General features: G+C 45.0%; 16 protein-coding genes and 1 tRNA gene. 8 read left to right on the forward strand and 9 right to left on the reverse strand.

The features are described 5' to 3' along the window. Together KE626_RS18450 and KE626_RS18455 are read right to left on the reverse strand one after the other, a co-directional pair. Positions 1-1,337 (reverse strand): hypothetical protein (locus tag KE626_RS18450; RefSeq protein ID WP_211974414.1); only part of this gene is annotated, 1,337 nt, incomplete at its 3' end. Positions 1,338-1,616: 279 nt separating this feature from the next. Continuing rightward, positions 1,617-1,895: a hypothetical protein gene (locus tag KE626_RS18455; protein WP_211974415.1), complete on the reverse strand. Its 279-nt coding sequence runs from the start codon at positions 1,893-1,895 to the stop codon at positions 1,617-1,619. A gap of 405 nt (positions 1,896-2,300) precedes the next feature. On the opposite strand from KE626_RS18455, the gene KE626_RS18460 reads away from it, so the two are divergent. Next, positions 2,301-2,552, forward strand: coding sequence for a hypothetical protein (locus KE626_RS18460; RefSeq protein WP_211974416.1), 252 nt, complete (start codon positions 2,301-2,303; stop codon positions 2,550-2,552). A 112-nt stretch (positions 2,553-2,664) separates the two neighbouring features. Here the strand turns inward: KE626_RS18460 and KE626_RS18465 are convergent, their stop codons facing one another. Beyond that, complete coding sequence (locus KE626_RS18465) at positions 2,665-3,348, reverse strand: hypothetical protein (RefSeq protein WP_211974417.1); 684 nt, start codon at positions 3,346-3,348, stop codon at positions 2,665-2,667. A 285-nt stretch (positions 3,349-3,633) separates the two neighbouring features. Here KE626_RS18465 and KE626_RS18470 point away from each other — a divergent pair, with 285 nt between their 5' ends. Then, positions 3,634-5,181: a recombinase family protein gene (locus KE626_RS18470; protein WP_211974418.1), complete on the forward strand. Its 1,548-nt coding sequence runs from the start codon at positions 3,634-3,636 to the stop codon at positions 5,179-5,181. Here KE626_RS18470 and KE626_RS18475 read toward each other — a convergent pair. Then, a tRNA-Lys gene (locus KE626_RS18475) sits at positions 5,147-5,220 on the reverse strand. The two genes, KE626_RS18470 and KE626_RS18475, sit on opposite strands and share 35 nt — an antisense overlap. Before the next feature lie 160 nt (positions 5,221-5,380). On the opposite strand from KE626_RS18475, the gene KE626_RS18480 reads away from it, so the two are divergent. Then, positions 5,381-6,559 carry a thiolase family protein gene (locus tag KE626_RS18480; RefSeq protein ID WP_211974419.1) on the forward strand — a complete coding sequence of 393 codons (1,179 nt, stop codon included), beginning with the start codon at positions 5,381-5,383 and terminating at the stop codon, positions 6,557-6,559. Positions 6,560-6,610: 51 nt separating this feature from the next. Here the strand turns inward: KE626_RS18480 and KE626_RS18485 are convergent, their stop codons facing one another. Continuing rightward, a complete protein-coding gene (locus KE626_RS18485; RefSeq protein WP_211974420.1) occupies positions 6,611-6,907 on the reverse strand; it encodes a helix-turn-helix domain-containing protein in 297 nt (98 codons plus the stop codon). Between the two features lie 643 nt (positions 6,908-7,550). Here KE626_RS18485 and KE626_RS18490 point away from each other — a divergent pair. From KE626_RS18490 to KE626_RS18505, 4 genes are all read left to right on the forward strand, one after another. Further along, on the forward strand, positions 7,551-9,185 hold the full coding sequence (locus KE626_RS18490; RefSeq protein WP_211974421.1) for a DUF1800 domain-containing protein: 1,635 nt from the start codon (positions 7,551-7,553) through the stop codon (positions 9,183-9,185). Positions 9,186-9,203: 18 nt separating this feature from the next. Next, positions 9,204-10,787 carry a DUF1501 domain-containing protein gene (locus KE626_RS18495; protein ID WP_211974422.1) on the forward strand — a complete coding sequence of 528 codons (1,584 nt, stop codon included), beginning with the start codon at positions 9,204-9,206 and terminating at the stop codon, positions 10,785-10,787. Between the two features lie 67 nt (positions 10,788-10,854). Beyond that, the gene (locus tag KE626_RS18500; RefSeq protein WP_211974423.1) at positions 10,855-11,187 is read left to right on the forward strand and encodes a hypothetical protein; all 333 of its coding nucleotides are present in this window, start codon (positions 10,855-10,857) and stop codon (positions 11,185-11,187) included. A 92-nt stretch (positions 11,188-11,279) separates the two neighbouring features. Further along, on the forward strand, positions 11,280-13,736 hold the full coding sequence (locus KE626_RS18505; RefSeq protein ID WP_211974424.1) for a TonB-dependent receptor: 2,457 nt from the start codon (positions 11,280-11,282) through the stop codon (positions 13,734-13,736). 30 nt (positions 13,737-13,766) lie between these two features. On the opposite strand, the gene KE626_RS18510 is transcribed toward KE626_RS18505, so the two are convergent. From KE626_RS18510 to KE626_RS18520, 3 genes are all read right to left on the reverse strand, one after another. Continuing rightward, complete coding sequence (locus tag KE626_RS18510) at positions 13,767-14,243, reverse strand: hypothetical protein (protein ID WP_211974425.1); 477 nt, start codon at positions 14,241-14,243, stop codon at positions 13,767-13,769. Between the two features lie 435 nt (positions 14,244-14,678). Continuing rightward, positions 14,679-15,116, reverse strand: a complete 438-nt coding sequence (locus KE626_RS18515; RefSeq protein WP_211974426.1) for a DUF983 domain-containing protein — start codon at positions 15,114-15,116, stop codon at positions 14,679-14,681. Between the two features lie 241 nt (positions 15,117-15,357). Then, positions 15,358-17,136 (reverse strand): ABC transporter ATP-binding protein, encoded by a 1,779-nt coding sequence (locus tag KE626_RS18520; protein WP_211974427.1) that lies wholly within the window; start codon positions 17,134-17,136, stop codon positions 15,358-15,360. Between the two features lie 148 nt (positions 17,137-17,284). On the opposite strand from KE626_RS18520, the gene KE626_RS18525 reads away from it, so the two are divergent. Then, complete coding sequence (locus tag KE626_RS18525; protein ID WP_211974428.1) at positions 17,285-19,411, forward strand: elongation factor G; 2,127 nt, start codon at positions 17,285-17,287, stop codon at positions 19,409-19,411. 1 nt (position 19,412) lies between these two features. On the opposite strand, the gene KE626_RS18530 is transcribed toward KE626_RS18525, so the two are convergent. Continuing rightward, on the reverse strand, positions 19,413-20,951 hold the full coding sequence (locus tag KE626_RS18530) for a YifB family Mg chelatase-like AAA ATPase (RefSeq protein ID WP_211974429.1): 1,539 nt from the start codon (positions 20,949-20,951) through the stop codon (positions 19,413-19,415). Positions 20,952-20,995: the final 44 nt, after the last annotated feature.

Below are 20,995 nucleotides of genomic sequence, written 5' to 3' on the forward strand. Positions count from 1 at the left end.
TTCGCTTTTTCTAAAAGAAGAATTGCCTCTGGAGTAAACCCGCCGGTTGACCATATTTCAAATGTATAAGCATGCTCTCGATAGGTGCCGTTGTCTAACCATTTTTTCGCTGTAGGTATTTTGTCACTAAGGTATTTGGCAACGAAGGTATCGTCAACCGCATAATTATAGCCTTTGCACTCAACTAATTTAATTTCGTTATGGTAGACTGCGAATACATCTATTTCCCTTGGCCTCGGCTCTCCTTCTATTCTTAGTTTTTTCCCTATTTCCAGGAATTGGCACATCTGTCCATAGTAGTAGCCAACAGCGAGTTCGAATAAATCCCCCCTTAGATTATTGGTTTTCCCGTCAACAAGCTTAGAAAGCTGCACCATTAAATCAATGTACTTCTCTGGTTCCTTTTTTAGTATTGTGCCTGCATTTGTGATGGTGTTAATCAATGATTTTAGCAGTTCATTATATTCGGCCCCAAATATTTCTCTTATGTTAGCTATAAAGACTCCGTTTTGCTTTAGCTTATTAAGAGCATTAACCTCAACGCCATCCATAATCAATACTGGGAATAATCTAATCCCTGGGCTTGAGGCTTTAATGATATCGATTTTTTTTATGAAAAAGGATGTTTCGTTAATGCCGGTATTATTGCCAATAAGTACATCAGCAGTTAAAAATCCAGGTTTAAGTATTCCATCCTTACTTTGGACTAGACCACTAATATAGGAGGGAGCGGTATAAGAAAATTGAAAACCAGAAACTTGGTTGTTGTACTCTCCTTTTGCATAAGAAACTAAGCCTAGATTTCTACTCCAAGCGTTAAAGTTATTTAGCAAGAGGTTTTTTGTAAATTCGATTGCTTTGTAGTATCTATAATTTATTTCTTCTTTTTGAAACAGAGATGAGTTTAATTGGTAGTGGTCATTGTCGTATTCATAGATGACACCTAGTTTCATTAGGTTCTCAATCAATGAATGAAAAGTTAAATGCCCTTTTTTATCTGTAATAGGACTAAATGAATAATTGGCGAGGTCTTTTTTGGCAATAATCCCATGGTGATAGTTCATTGCTGTTATGATTGCGGAATACCTTTTCCCGGCCTTTTCAAATGCCCTTGCTAAACCTTCAAAATAATTTTCATTGTTAAAGTCGCTTTGATGATAAAGTAGCGATTGCCTGTCTGCAAAGTAACCGTTGAGTTTATGAACAGGGCTTGTTAGTCTCTCTATTTTTTTTCTCGCCGCACTTTCTGAAACTTTAGAAGAGCTCACAATGTGAATAATTAAGTCACTTGATAGAGTAGGGCCATGTTCTTCAAGGTATGAGGCTATTGATTTCATAGTGTATCATTTGTTATTGGCGAGAAAGGGCACCATTATGGAATTTTGAGCTGTTTTTGCCTTATAAAACTGTCCTGGAATAGTTAAAAAAACCTGTTATTGTTTAATTTTTAATAATGTGTAATAATATTATTAACAAATAAATTGATGGGAATGTCACACCACACTATTTATAAAATCCTAACTATCCGTTAGCCCAACGATTTTTTTCTCAGTTTGAGTTTAGCTGGTAAATTATGATGTCAAATGAAATTTCGGATAAGCAGGGAATTATATGGATTACTGCTTGACATGTTTTTTGTTTTGATTTCTGCTAGCCTTGATTATCAATGCTGCTACTACCAGGTCCTCCACCCCAATCAACTCCGCCATCTTCATGATCTCCTTCACCGTAAACCTTCCACAATCCGCCTGCCTTTTCGTAAAATTGTTATAATTAATCCCCAGGTGCCTGGCCATCGTCGACGGCGGCATAATATCAAAGATTTTGTTGAAATCCGTGATGCCACCGCGTTCTATCAATTCCTTGATCGCATTATATCGTTTATCTTTCGCCATACATTTAAAGTAGCAAAAAATATCCTAAAGCATAATGATTTGGTTATTAATAGTAATTAATTTGTTTAATTTTAATTATCAAAATGATTATCATTAGTCGCATTTCATTTGAAATCTTCCCTATCTTTGTTCTGTTATAGCGCCTGAAACACCGTTTTAGGCATAACTGATAAAAATATTAGCTTTGCGGGGCTTCTTAAAGAATATCCGCATTGCCATCGTTCTCATTCTCTTACGCCTTCGGAAGCCAGGGAATCGAGTAGGGCGGTGCCTGCACCATATTGGCGCAGGCTCGCTTGTTGGTTACCTGGGCTTCCGAAGGCGTACAGGTACCGCAAGTTGAGTTCTGCGCTAATTTTTTTTGCGCAGTGGTCAACTATTGCCTAACCATCAACCACTCTCTTTATGCAACGGATGATAGGACCACAACGGGATAATATTCTGAGTGAAATTTATTCAAAGCTAATTGCACTGTCCCATACCTTTCGTGAGAAGGTGGAGGAGGAGTGTGGATGGAGTACGCCAACCTTTTACCGCAAACAAAGGCTAATTACAGGTTTAAGCAATGCTGAAAAAGAGAAGATCGCGGAAGTATTCGACGATGTGATTGACAGCATTGCAGAAAGCCGTAATAAGTATCGCCGCCCTAATTGGTGATTTCCCAAACTAGATTATTGGTAGTAGCTCTATTCCCATAAAGAGGAGTAGTGGGAGTTCTTTGACATATTGAGAATAGGATACCTGCGGAGTGGGCCTCCGTAGGAAAGGACTATATGCGTTCTATATATCGTTCGATACTCTTCTTTACCTCTGTAATTTTATATTCAGGGAAGGAGGTGGATAGGAATTTTTCCAGCGCTGCTGCTGTTCCTGGCTGCCTCCATTCGAAAACGGGAAAGCTGATTAAGCCTGTAGGATGCTGTTGTTGGATGAAAGCAACTAAGGGAATATAAGGAGGAGCCAAGTAGATAGCGTTTTCAATCATTTTATCATAGAGTTCAGGTTTGAAGCTTTTTTTAAAAGTTCCAATGATATGCATCGCTGTTAAGCTCTCATATATCGCCCTTACCATTCCTGCATAACTGGAAATGCCCTCATCCATAAAGAAGTCTACAAGGTAGTCTTTAAAACGTTCGTCCATTGGTTCTAATAGGTCAGTAGCTAAATACTTATACTCCTGGGCAAACTGTTCAAGGGAGAACGTATCCGTGTGTTTATCGACAATATACTCAATCAGGCGGCTTTCCTGTTCTTTGATCTGTTCTATGCTTGTTTCCAGTTCCGCGTATTTGGGACGGCTAAATAGATCAAAGTAGTAGCTTTTAAAGAAGATAGACTTGCGGTCAAAGGTCACCTGCATGTACAAGGGATGAACATCTTTGCCATGGAAACGGACCGGCTTAATCCGTTCATTGAAATACGGTTTGTAAGTGACTTTATATGTCTTTGCCAATGTTTACTTCATTTTACCTTCTTACACGAATTTAAGAAAAAAAGTTTTACCAAAACTATATTTTCATCAAAACTTTCGTATATTAGTATTCATAGCCCTGCTCTATGGGGAAATTGTGGTGGTTAGTAACGTGAAAATGAAAATGGGTTATGGAAAGAATGAAGCCGGACACGGCAGTAGAGATACTGCAAAGGCATGGTTTACAGGTAAGCAGGGAACAGGCCGCATTGATCTTAGAATTTGTTTACACTATGGCGGAAATCGCTGTAGCTCAATGTTTACGTGATGAAGATAGCAGACTTATACATTCGGGTGAGTACAGACGAACAGGCAGAGAAGGGCTATAGCCAGCGTAATCAGGAAGAAATGCTTCGCAAGTATTGCGAATTGAATACTATCCAGATACGTAGGATTGTATACGAAGATCATTCTGCCAAAACTTTTAACCGTCCTGAGTGGCAAAAGCTGCTGGCTGACTTACGTAAACATAGAGGACAAACGGACCTAATCCTATTTACAAAATGGGATAGATTCAGTAGGAACGCCGGTGATGCCTACCAGATGATTAGCTTGTTAAGAAACACGGGGGTTGAACCGCAGGCGATTGAGCAGCCTTTAGATTTGTCTGTCCCGGAAAACAAAATGATGCTGGCGTTTTATCTCGCAGCACCAGAGGTAGAGAATGATCGCAGGGCTTTAAATACCTTTTCAGGTATGCGCCGTGCAAAGAAGGAAGGTCGATGGATGGGAACAGCGCCCTTTGGTTATGCCAATAAGGTTACGGAAGTCGGCAACAAATATATCTCCCCTAAGAAGCCACACGCTGGAATTATTCAATGGGTATTTGATACATTGGCGAAAGGTATATTTACCACGGAACAGGTTTGGAAGCAAGCGAAAGCCAAAGGACTAGGTATTTGCAAGAACGGCTTTTGGGTGCTGGTGCGTAACCCCGTTTATTGTGGGCAGATTTTCATTCCAAAGTACAAAGAGGAAGAAGCGCATTTCGTGAAAGGGCAACATGAGCCAGTTATATCCGAAGCACTTTTTTACGAAGTACAAGATGTATTAGACGGAAGAAAGAAGAAACAGCGATTACAAATTGAGGTAGACGAAAATCTGCCGCTTCGCGGTTTCCTTGTCTGCCCTCGTTGCGGAAGGGTGTTAACCGGCAGCGCATCTAAAGGAAAATACAGGTACTATCATTACTATCATTGTTCCTCGTCTTGCGGTAGCCGGTTTAGAACGGATGCCGTTAATAAGCTATTTGTAGTAGAGTTGAAGAAACTAGTTCCGCATCCGGGTATGTTGGAGATATACAAATCTGCTATTATCAGCGAGTATAACAGCCAGACTAAAGACCACATGAATGGCCGCCGGTTGTTACTCGAACGACTGGAAGAACTAAACAAACAGTTAGCGAAGGCAAGGCGTTTAATGCTAAAGGAAGAAATTACCGCAGCGGAGTACCGCGAAATAAAAGCAGAATATCAACCCGAAATAAATTCCTTGGAGGCACAAGTATCGAGCTATCCAACAACCTCCAATAAGATTGACGACCTGATTAACAAGGCCGTGGATAACGTTTCCCGAATGGATTGCCTGTTTGAAAATGGAACGGTGACAGAAAAGCGCATGATCGTGAGTTCGATCTATCCGGAAAAATTGATTTTTGACGGTGTTAATTATCGAACTCCCCGCATCAACGAAGCCGTTCGTCTGATATGTACGCTGGACGAGGCTTTCGGAGAAATAAAAAAAGGACATTCCAGTCATAAAACCGAAATGTCCTTCAAGGTGACCCCCCTGGGGCTCGAACCCAGGACCTACTGATTAAGAGTCAGTAGCTCTAACCAACTGAGCTAGGGAGTCATTCCTCACGCCCTTGTAAAAAAAACGTGAGCGCAAATTTAACGGTTCTTCTGAATATTTGTGTACTTTATTTAATTAAATTTGGATAGAGGGATGAAATGTGGATAAATATCCATTATGTTGATAATCTAACCGTTAGCTCATTATAAAATATTTTTTCATGCAAGATGCTTATATCGTTGCCGGATACCGCACTGCGGTGGGTAAGTCCAAAAGAGGGGGATTTCGCTTTTACAGACCCGATGACCTGGCTGTAGATGTCATCACGGGGTTGTTGCAATCCTTGCCACAGCTGGATCCTAAGCGGGTCGACGACCTGATTGTAGGAAATGCGGTGCCGGAAGCAGAACAGGGTTTACAGATCGGCCGTATGATTTCTGTGAGGGCATTGGGGATCGATGTGCCGGGCATGACGGTTAATCGTTATTGCGCATCCGGACTGGAAACCATTGCTATTGCTACGGCTAAAATACAAACCGGTATGGCAGATTGCATCATTGCCGGTGGTACGGAAAGTATGAGCCTGGTGCCGGTAGCAGGATGGAAAACCGTACCGAACTATACAGTTGCCAGTACAAATCCGGATTATTATATTGGCATGGGACTCACCGCTGAAGCAGTGGCTAATGAATTCAAGGTAAGCCGCCAGGACCAGGATGAGTTCTCATTTAAATCACATCAGAAGGCGCTGAATGCCATTCAGAACGGCTATTTTAAGCCAGGCATTCTTCCGGTTACAGTGGAGGAAGTATATGTAGATGGTAACGGAAAGAAACAAAAGCGCTCTTATACCGTTGATACGGACGAAGGGCCGCGCGCAGACACTTCTATGGAAGCACTGGGCAAACTGAAACCTGTTTTTGCGGCGGGGGGGTCTGTTACGGCAGGTAACTCCTCCCAAACATCAGACGGCGCCGCTTTCGTGGTGGTGATGAGCGAACGTATGGTAAACGAGCTGGGACTCAAGCCTATCGGTCGTTTGGTGGGATGTGTGTCGGCAGGGGTACATCCGCGTATAATGGGGGTAGGCCCGGTGGCCGCTATCCCCAAGGTGCTGCAGCGTACCGGCAAAACCCTGTCAGATATCGACCTGGTAGAACTGAATGAGGCATTTGCTTCCCAGTCTATTGCCGTGATCCGTGAGCTGGGCATCAATCCCGATATCGTGAATATTAATGGCGGCGCTATTGCGCTGGGACATCCGCTGGGATGTACCGGTGCAAAACTAACCGTACAAATATTGGGTGATTTAAAACGATTGAATAAAAAGTATGGTATCGTAACCGCCTGTGTAGGCGGCGGACAAGGCATTGCAGGTATCATAGAAAATATCAGTTAATACCGGTCAACTCAAGTCTATAACGGGAAAAGGAGCCATGGGCTCCTTTTTTTATTCCGCTTGTTCCGGCGTATCGTAGATCTCCAGCTGGCTAAGGCGCTGGTAATTGATGGACTTTAATTTCCCCGGATCCTCAAATACAATTTTGTGCAGCTGTGCAGGTTGAAGAAGATCAATGCCAAATACGGCCTTCATTCGTTCATGGAAAAAACGGCTGCCCTTCGATCGGCCGGATTCGTAAGTAACAAAGCAGCCTCGCGGTATGCCTAATATATCACTCATTTCCTGCTGGGTTAACTGCAGCTCTTTGCGTATCAGTTTGATGAAACGTTTATTGTAAGCAAACATGGGTTAAGTTATTAAAATTGTAACAAAATTGCACCACTGTAACAATTATTAACTATCTTTGTATTGTAATATGTAAGTTGTTGATATTAATAGAATTAAATTGATACAATAGCTTGTTTTTTGGATAAAATATTTTCATTTTGAGCATGGGTTACCCGTTACCGTTAATACCGGTAAAAACAGGGAAACATCAGCTACTGCCTTCAGTTACTAACAACTGTTGAAAAAATCGGGAGGTTTGTGAGGGTGGGAAGTTGTAAAATAATTTAACTGAGTTACAAACCGGCGTATCGCCGCATGTTGATTAATCATCGCCATCTCTTTTTTGTGCAAACAAAAAAAGCCAAAGGGACTGTCTTTCTTTCCAGGAACCGGCAGCTCCCTTTTGGCATGTCTGTATATCGACAGACAATAACCAAAGTTATGTATTTTCGAATGCGTACCCAAATAAAAATATTCATAACTTACTGAATATCAAAATGATATGATCAGTTTCAATTCGATATTGGAAACGGCAAAATGATCTTTGCAGTATCATATTTTCATTTCTTAATAATATAATCTGCCTTTCGCTTTAATTAGATTAAAGTTTTTGTTAATTTGGCGCTATAATCGGCCCCTAGCCATCAACCATATCATATTTATGGATCGCAGACAATTCCTAACCTTATCGCCTGACCGCAACCAATCGCGGAATGCTGCCTCTTTTGCCCGTACCGACACAGGACTCGGTCCCTATACCGGTAACTGGGAATCACAACAGTGGATACACCTGCTGAAACGTACGCTCTTTGGCGTTACACCTGCTAACATCAATGCCTTTAAAAGCATGACGATGCAACAGGCAGTAGATACCCTGCTCACCGCACAGCCGGATCCCGCACCACCCGTTAATAACTACGGCGTGGACGATACCGGCGTTACTCCCGGCGCCACCTGGGTAAGAGCTCCGCTCGGCAGCGAAATGCTCGAAAGAAAAAGAATCGATTCCTATAAAGCCTGGTGGACAGGACAAATGATTAACCAACCCACAAGCATACACGAAAAAATGGTGCTGTTCTGGCATAATCATTTTGTAACGGAAACCAGCATGGTAAATGATAGCAGGTTTATTTACCAATATAACCTTACGCTGCGCAAACATGCACTCGGTAATTTTAAGGCACTCACAAAGGCTATCACCCTCGATCCCGCCATGCTGGTATATCTTAACGGGTATCTCAACTCAAAAGGCGCAGCCGATGAAAACTATGCCCGCGAATTACATGAACTTTTTACCGTAGGTAAAGGACCGGATTCTCATTATACGGAAGATGACGTAAGGGCCACCGCACGCGTACTCACCGGGTTCCGGGTCGACAGAACAAATATCGTGAGCCTGTTCGATACCACGCAGCATGATCTCACCAATAAACAATTCTCAGGTTTCTATCTCAATAAAGTAATATCCGGCAAAACAGGCCAGGATGGCGCCACCGAGCTGGATAACCTGCTCGATATAATTTTTGCACAACCGGAAGTCGCCAAATTTATCTGCCGGAAATTATACCGCTTCTTCGTTTATTATGATATCGACCAGGCTACAGAAACCAATGTTATAGCGCCACTCGCAGAAATTTTCAGAACAAGCGAGTTTGATATCAAAACCACGCTCAACGCATTGTTTACCAGCGAACATTTTTTTGATCCGCTGAACATGGCCTGCCTGATCAAAAGCCCGGCAGATTTTTGTATCGGTATCTGCCGCGAATATGGCATCGCCTTCCCTTCCGATTATCCAAGCCGCTACAACGCCTGGACCGCTATACACAACAGCGCCGCTGCTATGTTGCAGGACTTCGGAGATCCCCCCCTGGTAGCCGGCTGGGACGCCTACTACCAGGCGCCCTCCTATCACGAACTATGGATCAATACCGATACCCTGCCCAAGAGAAATAAACTGAGCGACAGCCTCGTCAGCACCGGAGGGTTCGCAGGACTGCATATCGATACCATCGCCTTTGCCAGCCAGCTCCCGCATCCCGAAGATCCGATAGCACTCGTCAGCGATTCGCTGGATATACTATATCGTGTAGGCGTTTCCGATAAAGTAAAAGCTTTCCTGAAAAACTCCATCATCCTGTTCGGACAAGATCCCACCAGTAATTTTTACTGGACCGACGCATGGAATACCTATAAAGCAAGTCCCGGAAATGCCGCCGCAAAAGATAACGTGGAAAGCCGCCTGAAAGCACTGTATAAATACATCATGGACCTGTCAGAATATCAATTATCCTGATAGCTGAAAAACCTTTTTATGAAAAGAAGAGACTTCCTTAAATATACAGCGCCAGCTGCTATCCTGCCTACTTTAATCAACGGCTTTTCTATTAAAGCCTTCGCATCCTCACCTATGCTGAATGCGCTGAGCAATGCTGCCGGCGACAACGATCACGTACTGGTCATGATACAGCTCACCGGCGGAAACGATGGCCTCAACATGGTCATTCCGCTCGATGTATACGGAAAATACCAGGCCGCCCGTACCAATATCGCTATCCAGGAAAGTAAAGTACTCCGCCTGGATAACTATCTTAAATCAGGGCTGCACCCTGCTATGACGGGAATTCAACAGCTCTACAATGATGGAAAAGTCAGCATTGTACAAAGCGTTGGATACCCTTCACCCAATTACTCGCATTTCCGCGCCACCGATATATGGCTCACCGGCTCCGATTCCAACGAGGTACTCACTACCGGCTGGGGCGGACGATATCTCGATACGCAATATCCCGGCTTCCCCGATGGCTTTCCCAATGCGGAAGCACCGGATCCGCTGGCCATACAGATAGGCTCTATCGTATCGCCCGCTTTCCAGGGACCCAGCGCCAGCATGGGCATCGCCATCACCAGCGCCGACGATTTTTATAACCTGATCGATGGTGTTATCGATCCCGTTCCCAATACCAAATGGGGAAAAGAACTCGAATATATACGCCTGATCGCCAAACAAACCAATAGCTACGAACAGGCCATCACAGCGGCAGCGAAAAAAGTGACTTCCCAGGGCGCTTATCCGGCAAATAACGGACTCGCGGAACAGCTGAAGATCGTAGCCCGCCTGGTAGCCGGCGGATTGAAAACACGGCTCTATATGGTTAGCACCGGTGGTTTTGATACCCATGCCAACCAAACCGAAGGAGGCGATACCAGCAAAGGAGGCCACGCCAAACTGCTGGGCGGCGTTTCCGACGCCATCAAAGCCTTTATGGATGACCTCAAAGGGCTGCACGCCTCCCGTAGAGTAGTAGGCATGACCTTCTCCGAATTTGGCCGTCGTATTAAATCCAACTACAGTATGGGAACAGATCACGGCGCAGCGGCGCCCATGATCATTTTTGGCGATTATGTAAACCAGGGCGTGCTGGGTAATTCACCCGCGTTACCGGATACTACCTCGGTGATCGATAACATCCCCATGCAGTACGATTTCAGATCCATTTATGCATCCATCCTGGAACAATGGTTTTGCGTGGACCAAACAACCCTGCAAAATATTATGGGAAAAGATTACCAACGGTTGCCCCTTGTCAGCGGCGTAGCCTGCGGTACCATTACCGGTTTGCCGGATCTCAATACAGACGATAAAAAGCTCATTTTTAACGCCCCCAATCCCTTTAACGATTATACCTATATCACTTATATCACGGGAAGTGGCAACACCATGATCCAGATCTTTGATACCACCGGTCGCCTGATCAGCGTGCCGGTCAATAAAATACATACACCCGGTACCTACAAAATTACGTTCGATGCCCGGCTGCTCCCCAGTGGCATTTACTACGCCCGGTTTCAAAACGGCCCTGTACAACAGGTTTGGCCTATGCTGAAAGTACGGTGACCTTATAATTTCATTAATAATGATGCAACGGTGTTGCAAATAGCTGATTTTTGCTACCTTTGCTTCCGTGTATAAAAGCTACCTGCATAAAATATTAGCGATTATTCTCCTGGGTGTATTTACTATAAATACCACCCCAAGAGAGTTTATACACGAATTTGCAGGCCACCACGATACCGTGGATATGGTACATCAGCATGATGGTGTAACCATTTCTGAACAACACCGCCACTGCGATTTCCTGCAGATCGGCGTTGAACCATACGAGCCGTTTGCTTCCTGTTATATAGCACCGGTTCAAAAAGTGATCTGGGTATTTTACCCGCTATCCATCCAGGAAACCACCTATGTTGCGCTTTATAACCTCAGCCCCAGAGCGCCTCCGGTTGCCATCGTATAATGCTTCTTTTATTGCACGGGAATAAACCGCGCACGTTTCTTATTCATTATTGGCAACAGACCAATCTTTACTGATTCTATATATTTTCAGATATGCATTATTTGCGTGTATTTATGCTCATGCTATGGAGTGTAATATTACTGGCGTTACCTGCCGCCTATGCCGGCGTGAACCCTGAAGAAGGGGTATATTCGAACTCATTATCCGGTAAAGTGGTAGATAAGCTTACACAGTCGCCCTTACCCGGCGCCACCGTTTACCTGCCGGATCTTCGCGTAGGCGCTGCCGCCGATGCCAATGGTAATTACACGATCAAAAATCTTCCTAAAGGAAAATACCTGGTGGATGTTCACTATATAGGTTACGCAGCTTATACAGAGTCTGTCGTTATTGCAGGCGCTACTAACAAAGATTTTGTATTGGCTGAAACCCTGATCGAGAAAAATGAAGTAGTGATCACCGGCGCCAACCTGGCTACGTCCGTGAAAAAAACACCTACGCCTATCAGCGTTATCCGCCGCGATTACCTCGATGATAATATTTCTACCAACATCATTGATGCTATTTCAAAAGTGCCTGGCGTAACTCAACTCTCCACCGGTCCGGCTATTTCCAAACCCTTTATCCGCGGTCTCGGTTACAACCGGGTAGTGGTTGTGGGCGACGGTATCCGCCAGGAAGGCCAGCAATGGGGCGACGAACACGGTATTGAAATCGATGATTACAATGTAAGCAGGATAGAAGTATTAAAGGGCCCTGCTTCCCTTATTTATGGTTCTGATGCATTGGCAGGTGTAGTAAATATTGTGCCGCCCGCACCATTGCCCATGGGAAAAATCAAAGGTAACGTGGAAGCAAACTATCAGACCAATAACGGTATGATGGCCTATCACGCAGATATTGCCGGTAATAACAATGGCTTTAGCTGGGGCGCCTACATTACACAAAAACAAGCACACGATTACAAAAACAAATACGATAACTACGTTTTTAATTCACGTTTTAATAATACCAACTACGGTGCTACCATCGGTATCAATAAGCAGTGGGGATATTCCCACCTGAGCTTCTCTTCTTTTAACCAGCACCTTGGTTTAGTAGAAGGAGACCGCGACAGTACCGGTAACTTTGTAAAACTGATCAACAATAACGGGGAAGAAGGAGAAGCACCGGTAACCGGCAGCGATCATACTTCATACAGCATGACGGTACCTAAACAACAAATCAACCACCAGAAAATAGTATGGGATAATAGCCTGTACCTTAATAATGGTGGCCGTTTAGGGCTTACGTTGGGCTACCAGCTGAACCAGCGCCGCGAGTTTGGTGAAGTACTGAATCCCAATACCCCCGGACTGTACCTGCACCTGCAAACATTTAACTACGCCCTCAAATATTACCTGCCGGAAATGAACGGCTGGCAAACAACGGTAGGCGTAAACGGTATGCAGCAAAAGAACCAGAACAAAGGAGAAGAGTTCCTCATCCCGGCATATGACCTGTTCGACTTTGGCGCGTTTGCAGTAACCAGCAAAACTTTTAATAAGCTCACGTTGAGTGGCGGCCTGAGATTTGATAACCGCTCCATGAATTCAAAAGCTTTGTTCCTCGACGGTAACGGTAAACCCGCAGGCTCCGGTGATGCTAAGTTTGATGCTTTTAAACGCAACTTCTCCAATGTTTCCGGAAGCGTAGGCCTCAGTTACGAAGCAAGTGAACAGGTGGTGCTAAAACTCAATGCTGCCAGAGGTTTCCGTGCACCGAATATTGCAGAACTTTCTGCGAACGGCGTACATGAAGGTACTATCAAATACGAATACGGTAACCAGGATCTGAAGCCGGAAGTAAGTACCCAGGTGGATGCAGGCGTCGACTTTAATACACAGCATGTGTCATTAACAGCCAGTCTTTTCTATAATCATATCAACAACTTTATCTTCTCCCGCAAACTGTTTAACCAGGCTGGTTCCGATTCTATCCCCGCTGTGGATAACGATGAAGGATTTTCCGCCTTTAAATACCAGCAAACAGATGCAAATCTGTATGGAGGAGAACTGATGCTGGATATACATCCGCATCCTATCGACTGGCTCCATTTTGAAAACACGGTTTCCTACGTAAAGGCTACTGCTGCTAACGGTACCGACTCTACGAAATATCTGCCCAATATCCCGGCTGGTCGCTGGCTGTCTGAATTAAAGGGCAAGTTTAAAAAGGTCGGTAAAAGCCCCTTGCAGAATGCCTACATCGGCGTGCAGATGGATATGAATTTTGCTCAGAATGATGTGTTCTCCGCTTATGAAACGGAAACGCCTACCTCCGGTTATACTTTGTTTAACGCCGGATTTGGATCTGATTTCGTGAATAAGAAAAACAAAACGTTGTTCTCTCTTCATTTTGCAGTCAACAACTTTACGGATGTAGCCTACCAGAATCACCTGAGCAGGCTGAAATATGCGCCCATCAATGAAGTAACCGGCAGATCGGGGGTATATAATGTAGGACGAAATTTCAGTGTGAAACTGGCTATTCCAATCGACTTTAAATAAATGATGTAGTGTTAAAATAGGTTGCTCTCTTTAAAAGGCTCCTGCGTCTGCAGGGGCCTTTTTTATGGAGTCGCTGGCTGTTTGCTGCGGATCAGCCATTTTCGTATAAGTGGCCTTGTTATTTTTTATGTTGAAGAAAAATTTCCGGGCAGATGGCGCCTGCAGGTTAAAGCCTACCACAGTATCCGTTTCCGTTATAATCAGTGCCGGTACCGGTATCACCGCTGCGCAGGAATCTGTTGCCCGCATATAATTGATCAGCCGCTTGCCACGCTGCGTAATATGAATGGTTTGCATGGCCGCGGGTGAGTTAACGATAGTAGCAGTAATACCGCCCGCCTCAAATACGGCGCTGTCGCCGTTTGCATCTCCGCCAATAAGTTTGAAAGGGACCGGCGGGTGGGAAGCCGCATCAGCCGGATTATTACTGGTTTTGGCGGCCTGCTGTTGTGAGGTTGGCTGACAGCCTAATAAAAAAACAGGTATCAATAGTATAGTTCTGTACACGATAAGTTTAAATTTAAAAGATAAAGCTATTGATTTTTTACGGATCTGTTGTTGGGCTCACATTCTTATATAATGCTTAGTTATATATTGTTTATTTATTTAACATTATAATATTTTATTATTTATATAGATTTGCAGCAGCAAGGTAAGATCCACGTCAGACGGGCTTGATAAGTAAAATCGTTTTTGTAGTACAAACCTGGCAGCTATTTGCCATTGATATAAAAAATTGGATGAAATAATTATAGATTTTGTAGTTTAGAGGATCGTTATGAAAGTGTATGACTGAATGTCCTGCCACGAAAGAAAACAGTTTCCCTCAACTTTTCAAAAATTGGTTTTTTGCATTAAGATTTTTCTGACCACCATTGGTTCAGATTTTGGTTGAAAAAGAAAGGGGCTGTTTTTACAGCCCCATACTTTTTTAAATTATTGCTAATGACGATGCGCCGGCCTTTCCAGCTTCGCCGTGTCTTCGTCGTAATACACAAAGAAGTAAAGATAAATTGCCCTTGATAAACGCATCAGCCAGGGCTGGATAAGCACCAGTAAAACACCGTTTACACCTAACCAGATAAAGATGCTGTTATCTCTCCAGGTAAGTCCAAAAAATAACCAGAACCAGATCAGGTTAAATACGCTGAAAGCTACAGATAAAGCATAACTCACATAACCCGTTCCAAACCAGAAGCCAGTTTCCAATTCGTATTTTTGTCCGCATACCGGGCAGTTTTCATACATGTTAAAGATCTTCGAAAACTTTACATGAAATGGATTTTGATCTTTAAACATATCTCCTTTCCTGCATCTCGGACATTTCATCGTCAGCATGCTGACGAAATAGTTAGGGCGACTGGGCTGTTGTGTACTCATGCTGCAAATTTAATTAATTACCCTTAGGAAGTGATCGCCTTCGGCGATTGTCTTTGACCAGGATTAAAATGATTAAAATGATTATGATGATTTTAAGCTTTTTCTAAAAATCATCCCTATCCTGTTTCGAAAATCTTTAGAAAAGAAATAATCATCTTTCTAAAAAAAATAAAATCAGGAAAATCATCATCATCATTTTAATCCTGGTCAAAGACAATCGCCGGAGGCGATCCCCTTCGCATTACACCACTTCTACCTTACGCTCACCGATCTGTTGTCTCCACATCGCATAATACAAGCCCTTTTCAGCTACCAGGTCCTCATGCTTACCCATTTCTACGATATGGCCTTTTTCCAGTACGTAAATACGATCGGCATGCATAATGGTACTCAAACGATGCGCAATCATCACCGTAATATGCTGTTTGGTCGCCGTTACTTCGCGGACAGTAGTGGTAATTTCTTCTTCTGTAATGGAATCCAGCGCAGATGTAGCTTCGTCAAATACAAGCAGGCGCGGTTTGCGCAGCAATGCTCTCGCAATGGATAAACGTTGCTTTTCTCCACCGGAAATCTTTATACCGCCTTCACCGATCACCGTTTCAAGGCCTTTGTCGGCCCTCGCCAGCAAACTATAACAGGAAGCTTTGTTCAGTGCTTCCATCACTTCGGCATCTGTAGCGCCTGGATTCACAAACAACAGGTTTTCTTTGATAGTACCCGCAAACAGTTGTGTATCCTGCGTTACAAAGCCCACCTGGTGACGCAGTTCTTCCATATCTACTTCATTGGCGTCAACACCGTTGTAATAAATGTGTCCCTCCGCAGCCTTGTATAAACCTACCAGCATCTTTACCAGCGTGGTTTTACCGGATCCGGATGGTCCTACAAAGGCAATGGTTTCACCAACTTTTACGGAGAAGTTTACCTTGTCAAGCGCTTTGGTCGCCGCAGTCAGGTGCTTAAATCCTACCTGCTTAAACATCAGCTCATTGATATGGTTCACTTTCACCGGGTTAACCGGCATTTCTTCTACCGGTGTACTCAGGATGCCCTGGAAATTTAACAGCGATACCTGCGCCTCACGGTAGTTCAGGATGATGTTACCAAGCTCCTGTAACGGTCCGAAAATGAAGAAGGAATACAGCTGTAATGTCATCAGTTGCCCTATACTCACGGTATCCCGGTAAATATAAAACAACAGGAGAAACAGGATACTGGAACGCATCAGGTTCACAAAAGTACCCTGCACAAAACTGATACTGCGGATGCTCCGCACTTTTCTCAGTTCCAGCATTAAAATTTTCAGCGTAGTGGAATTTAACCGCCGTATTTCCTGGTTGGTTAATCCCAAACTCTTTACCAGCTCAATGTTACGGAGCGATTCAGTAGTAGATCCTGCCAGCGCAGTGGTTTCTTTTACAATCGTCTTCTGTATCACCTTAATTTTCCTGCTCAGTACACTCATCAGGATAGTCAGTAAAATACACCCTGTCAGGTATACGAAAGGCAATGTCCAGTGTACAGTAGTGGCATACACCATCACAAACACAACGCCTATCAGCGATACAAACAACACATTCACAAAAGCAGTAATAAACTTTTCGCAGTCTACCCTTACCTTCTGCAGAATAGCCAGTGTTTCACCACTGCGCTGATCCTCGAACTGCTGATAAGGCAGTCGCAGGGAATGTTTAAGCCCGTCTGTATATACCTGGGCGCCGAATTTCTGTACGATCACGTTTACAAAATAGTCCTGGAAAGCCTTGGCTATCCGGGATACCATGGCCACGCCTATGGCAGCGCCAACCAATAGCAGTACGCCCCATAAATAGTCGTTTTCCGGCCTGAAAACAGATCCCCCCTTTTCGGTTAATTTGGGATGAGATGCAAACCTGTCAATGATCCATCCAAAGATCATCGGGTCCATCAGTGAGAAAAGCTGGTTAATACTGGCCAAAGCCATTGCTAATACGACCAACCATTTATATCTCTTTAAATAATGCAGTAATAGTTTCATATGTCCGATTTCCTGAGGTGCAAAGTTACTGCATGTTGCAACATATTGCAGGGAAAAGTACCGCCTATTTTAGTCAAAAAACGTTAACTTAATAGTAAGTTCTTTTAAAGGCACAGGTGATAACGATTATCCATATAAATCTCCACATATGAAGACGTATGATGAAAAACACATTAAAAACATCGTACTGTTAGGTGCACCCAAAAGCGGCAAAACTACACTCTCCGAAACTATGCTCTTCGAAGCCGGCATCATCAGTAAACGCGGTACCATAGAGGAAAACAATACAATTTCAGACTATCATGAAATTGAACAGGAACGCGGTAATTCCGTATATGCGACCCTGATGCACACAGAATGGAAAGATTATAAGATAAATATTATTGATACCCCCGGACTGGAAGATTTTATAGGGGAAGTGATTGCCGCCATTCGTGTATCCGATACCGCCGTACTGTTGCTCAACGCCCAGTATGGCGTGGAAGTAGGCACTGAAATGATATGGGATTATGTGGATAAGTACCGGAAACCTACCATCCTGGCCGTTAACCAACTGGATGCCGAACTGGCCAATTTTAACAAAACCGTGGAAGACGCGGTACGGGTCTTCGGCCACCCCATTACCCTGATGCAATACCCCGTTAACCAGGGGCCCGGGTTCAATGCCATCATCGATCTCCTGAAAATGACCATGTACCGTTTCCCCGAAAATGGCGGAAAACCGGAAAAATTGCCCATTCCCGACAACGAAAAGGAACGCGCCGATCAGCTCCACAACGAATTGGTGGAAAAAGCCGCCGAAAACGACGACAAACTAATGGAGCTGTACTTTGAGAAAGGGAGCCTCGATGAAGATGAACTGCGCCAGGGCATTAAAATCGGGATGCTTAACCACCAGGTATTCCCCGTATTCTGTTTGTCTGCAAAGAAAAATATGGGCAGCGGCCGCCTGATGGGCTTTATCGACAATGTAGCCCCCTCCGCCGTGGAAATGCCGCCCGAAACCACTGTTAATGGTAAATCCGTTCCCTGCGACCCGGCAGGACCCGCCGCGCTGTTTGTATTCAAAACATTACAGGAACCGCATATTGGGCGACTTACCTATTTTAAGGTGATATCGGGAGAAGTGAAAAGCGGTATGGAGCTCATCAATACACAGGGCAACACCACCGAGCGTATCAGCCAGCTGTTTATTGCCGACGGTAAAAACCGTAACAGCGTGGAGCGGCTGCAGGCGGGGGATATTGGTTGTACCCTTAAAATGAAAAATACCTTCACCAATCATACCCTGGCCGAAAAAAATTTCCCCGGTGATATCGTTGCCATCGACTTCCCCTCTCCTAAAGTAAGGGTGGCCATCGAAGCAAAAAATAAAAGCGACGACGAAAAGCTCAGCGAAGTATTAGCTGAAATTCATATGGAAGATCCCACCCTGCTGATAGAGTTCAACCGGGAACTAAAACAGGTGATCCTCCACGGACAGGGAGAATTACATTTGCTGGTTACCAAATGGCGGCTGGAAAACATCTACAAAATGCCGATCGCTTTTCATACCGCTAAAATACCCTACCGCGAAACCATCCAGAAATCGGCCCAGGCTTCCTATCGCCATAAAAAGCAATCAGGTGGCGCCGGCCAGTTCGGAGAGGTGTTTATGAAAATTGAGCCCTGGTATGAGGGAATGCCGCCTTACAAAGAACACACCGTCCGCGAATCAGAAGAAATTGCACTCAACTGGGGCGGTAAACTGGTGTTCAACAATTGTATCGTAGGCGGCGCCATCGACAGCCGCTTCCTGCCTTCCATACTCAAAGGCGTAATGGAAAAAATGCAGGAAGGCCCGCTAACGGGATCGTATGTACGCGATATACGGGTAAGCGTATACGATGGCAAAATGCACCCGGTAGACAGTAACGATATCTCTTTCAAAATAGCCGGTATGATGGCTTTCCGCGAGGCCTTCCACCAGGCTGCTCCCCAGCTGCTGGAACCGGTTTTTGACCTGGAAGCCGTTGCCCCCGATGTAATGATGGGCGACATTATGAGCGAATTGCAAAGTCACCGCAGCATCATAACGGGGATGGATACACTAAATGGCTACCAGGTTATCAAAGCACGTACACCACAGGCAGAAATAGATAAGCTCTTTGCCGCCCTGCGCAATGTTACGCAAGGCAAGGCAAAACTTAAATCACAGTTTGCAGAATACGCACCGGTGCCCTCAGAACTGCAGAAGAAACTGAGCGAAAGCTATAAGGAAGAGCTGAGCATTTAGCCTAATTGCCCCAGCCTTCCCGGTCGAGACTCCTGAATTGTATGGCTTCGGCCATATGTACAGGCTCCACGCTGCTGCTGCCTTCCAGGTCGGCAATCGTTCTGCTGACTTTCAATATCCTGTCGTACGCTCGCGCCGATAGCTTTAATTTCTGCATCGCCTTTCCCAGCTGTTCCCGGCAACGATCACTGATCACACATACGGATGCCAGCAATTTACTATGCATCTGCGCATTACAGTAGATACCCGCATAACCGGCAAACCGCTCTGCCTGTACACTGCGGGCGGCAATCACACGGTCACGTATATACGTACTATTTTCCGCCGCATGCACCGACGACAGATCCGCAAACTTAACCGGCGTTACCTCCACATGTAAATCAATACGATCCAGCAGTGGTCCGGATACTTTGTTAAGATAATCCTGCACCTGCCCCGGCGCACAGGTACATTCCTTTTCCGGATGGTTAAAATAGCCACAGGGACAAGGATTCATGGACGCCAGTAACATGAAGCTCGCAGGGAAGTCGATAGCTGTTCTGGCCCTGGAAATCGTCACCTTTCTTTCTTCTACCGGCTGCCGCATCACTTCCAGCACCTTGCGTTTAAATTCCGGCAGTTCATCCAGGAACAATACGCCATTATGCGCCAGGGAAATTTCTCCGGGCTGCGGAAAGCTGCCACCGCCCACCAGCGCAGCGTCGCTGATGGTATGATGCGGCGACCGGAACGGGCGGTGTATGATCAGCGGGGCATGCGCCGGCAGCTTCCCTGCCACAGAATGTATTTTGGTGGTTTCCAGCGCTTCCTGCAGCGTAAGCGGTGGCAGGATAGTGGGCAGACGTTTGGCCAACATGGTTTTTCCTGCTCCGGGCGGACCAATTAATATCGCATTGTGTCCTCCCGCAGCAGCGATTTCCAGCGCACGCTTTATCTGCTGCTGCCCTTTTACTTCGCTGAAGTCTACCTCGAACTGGTCCTGCGTGATATAGAATTCATCCGGTGCCGGCGCAACCGGTTCCAGTGTATCCGGATCCGTTAGAAAATTTACCGCTTCAGAAATGTGCGAAATGCCATACACCTTTAATCCTTTCACCATTGCGGCTTCCCGGGCATTTTGTTTAGGCAGTATGCAGCCGCGGAAGCCGTCTTTTTGCGCCTGCATAGCCATAGGCAATGCACCTTTTATAGGCTGTATGGTACCGTCGAGCGAAAGCTCGCCCATCATCAGGTAATGCTCCAGGTGTATGGCGGGTATTTGCCCGGAAGCCGCCATAACACCCGTTGCAATAGGGAGGTCGTAAGCCGCGCCGGCCTTACGGATATCAGCAGGGGCCATGTTTACCACCGTCCGGGTCCTGGGCATACGCAGCCCCATACACTGGATAGTGGATTCAATACGCCGCTCGCTTTCCTTTACAGCATTGTCCGGCAGTCCAACAATAAATAACCTGTTTCCCTGGGAAGATACATTTACCTCTATGGTAATCGTAATGGCATTAACGCCCTGTATGGCGCTGCCGAAGGTTTTAACAATCATATGGATATTGGGTTAACTAATGCTAATGTAAGCAAAAAGCAGAA

This window comes from Chitinophaga hostae (assembly GCF_018224885.1).
GTDB classification, from domain to species: Bacteria; Bacteroidota; Bacteroidia; order Chitinophagales; family Chitinophagaceae; genus Chitinophaga; species Chitinophaga hostae.

Coding starts and splice junctions, on each gene's coding strand:
- KE626_RS18455 (WP_211974415.1), bottom strand. CDS start 1,895: ATGGCGAAAGATAAACGATATAATGCGATCAAGGAATTGATAGAACGC.
- KE626_RS18460 (WP_211974416.1), top strand. CDS start 2,301: ATGCAACGGATGATAGGACCACAACGGGATAATATTCTGAGTGAAATT.
- KE626_RS18470 (WP_211974418.1), top strand. CDS start 3,634: ATGAAGATAGCAGACTTATACATTCGGGTGAGTACAGACGAACAGGCA.
- KE626_RS18480 (WP_211974419.1), top strand. CDS start 5,381: ATGCAAGATGCTTATATCGTTGCCGGATACCGCACTGCGGTGGGTAAG.
- KE626_RS18485 (WP_211974420.1), bottom strand. CDS start 6,907: ATGTTTGCTTACAATAAACGTTTCATCAAACTGATACGCAAAGAGCTG.
- KE626_RS18490 (WP_211974421.1), top strand. CDS start 7,551: ATGGATCGCAGACAATTCCTAACCTTATCGCCTGACCGCAACCAATCG.
- KE626_RS18495 (WP_211974422.1), top strand. CDS start 9,204: ATGAAAAGAAGAGACTTCCTTAAATATACAGCGCCAGCTGCTATCCTG.
- KE626_RS18505 (WP_211974424.1), top strand. CDS start 11,280: ATGCATTATTTGCGTGTATTTATGCTCATGCTATGGAGTGTAATATTA.
- KE626_RS18515 (WP_211974426.1), bottom strand. CDS start 15,116: ATGAGTACACAACAGCCCAGTCGCCCTAACTATTTCGTCAGCATGCTG.
- KE626_RS18520 (WP_211974427.1), bottom strand. CDS start 17,136: ATGAAACTATTACTGCATTATTTAAAGAGATATAAATGGTTGGTCGTA.
- KE626_RS18525 (WP_211974428.1), top strand. CDS start 17,285: ATGAAGACGTATGATGAAAAACACATTAAAAACATCGTACTGTTAGGT.
- KE626_RS18530 (WP_211974429.1), bottom strand. CDS start 20,951: ATGATTGTTAAAACCTTCGGCAGCGCCATACAGGGCGTTAATGCCATT.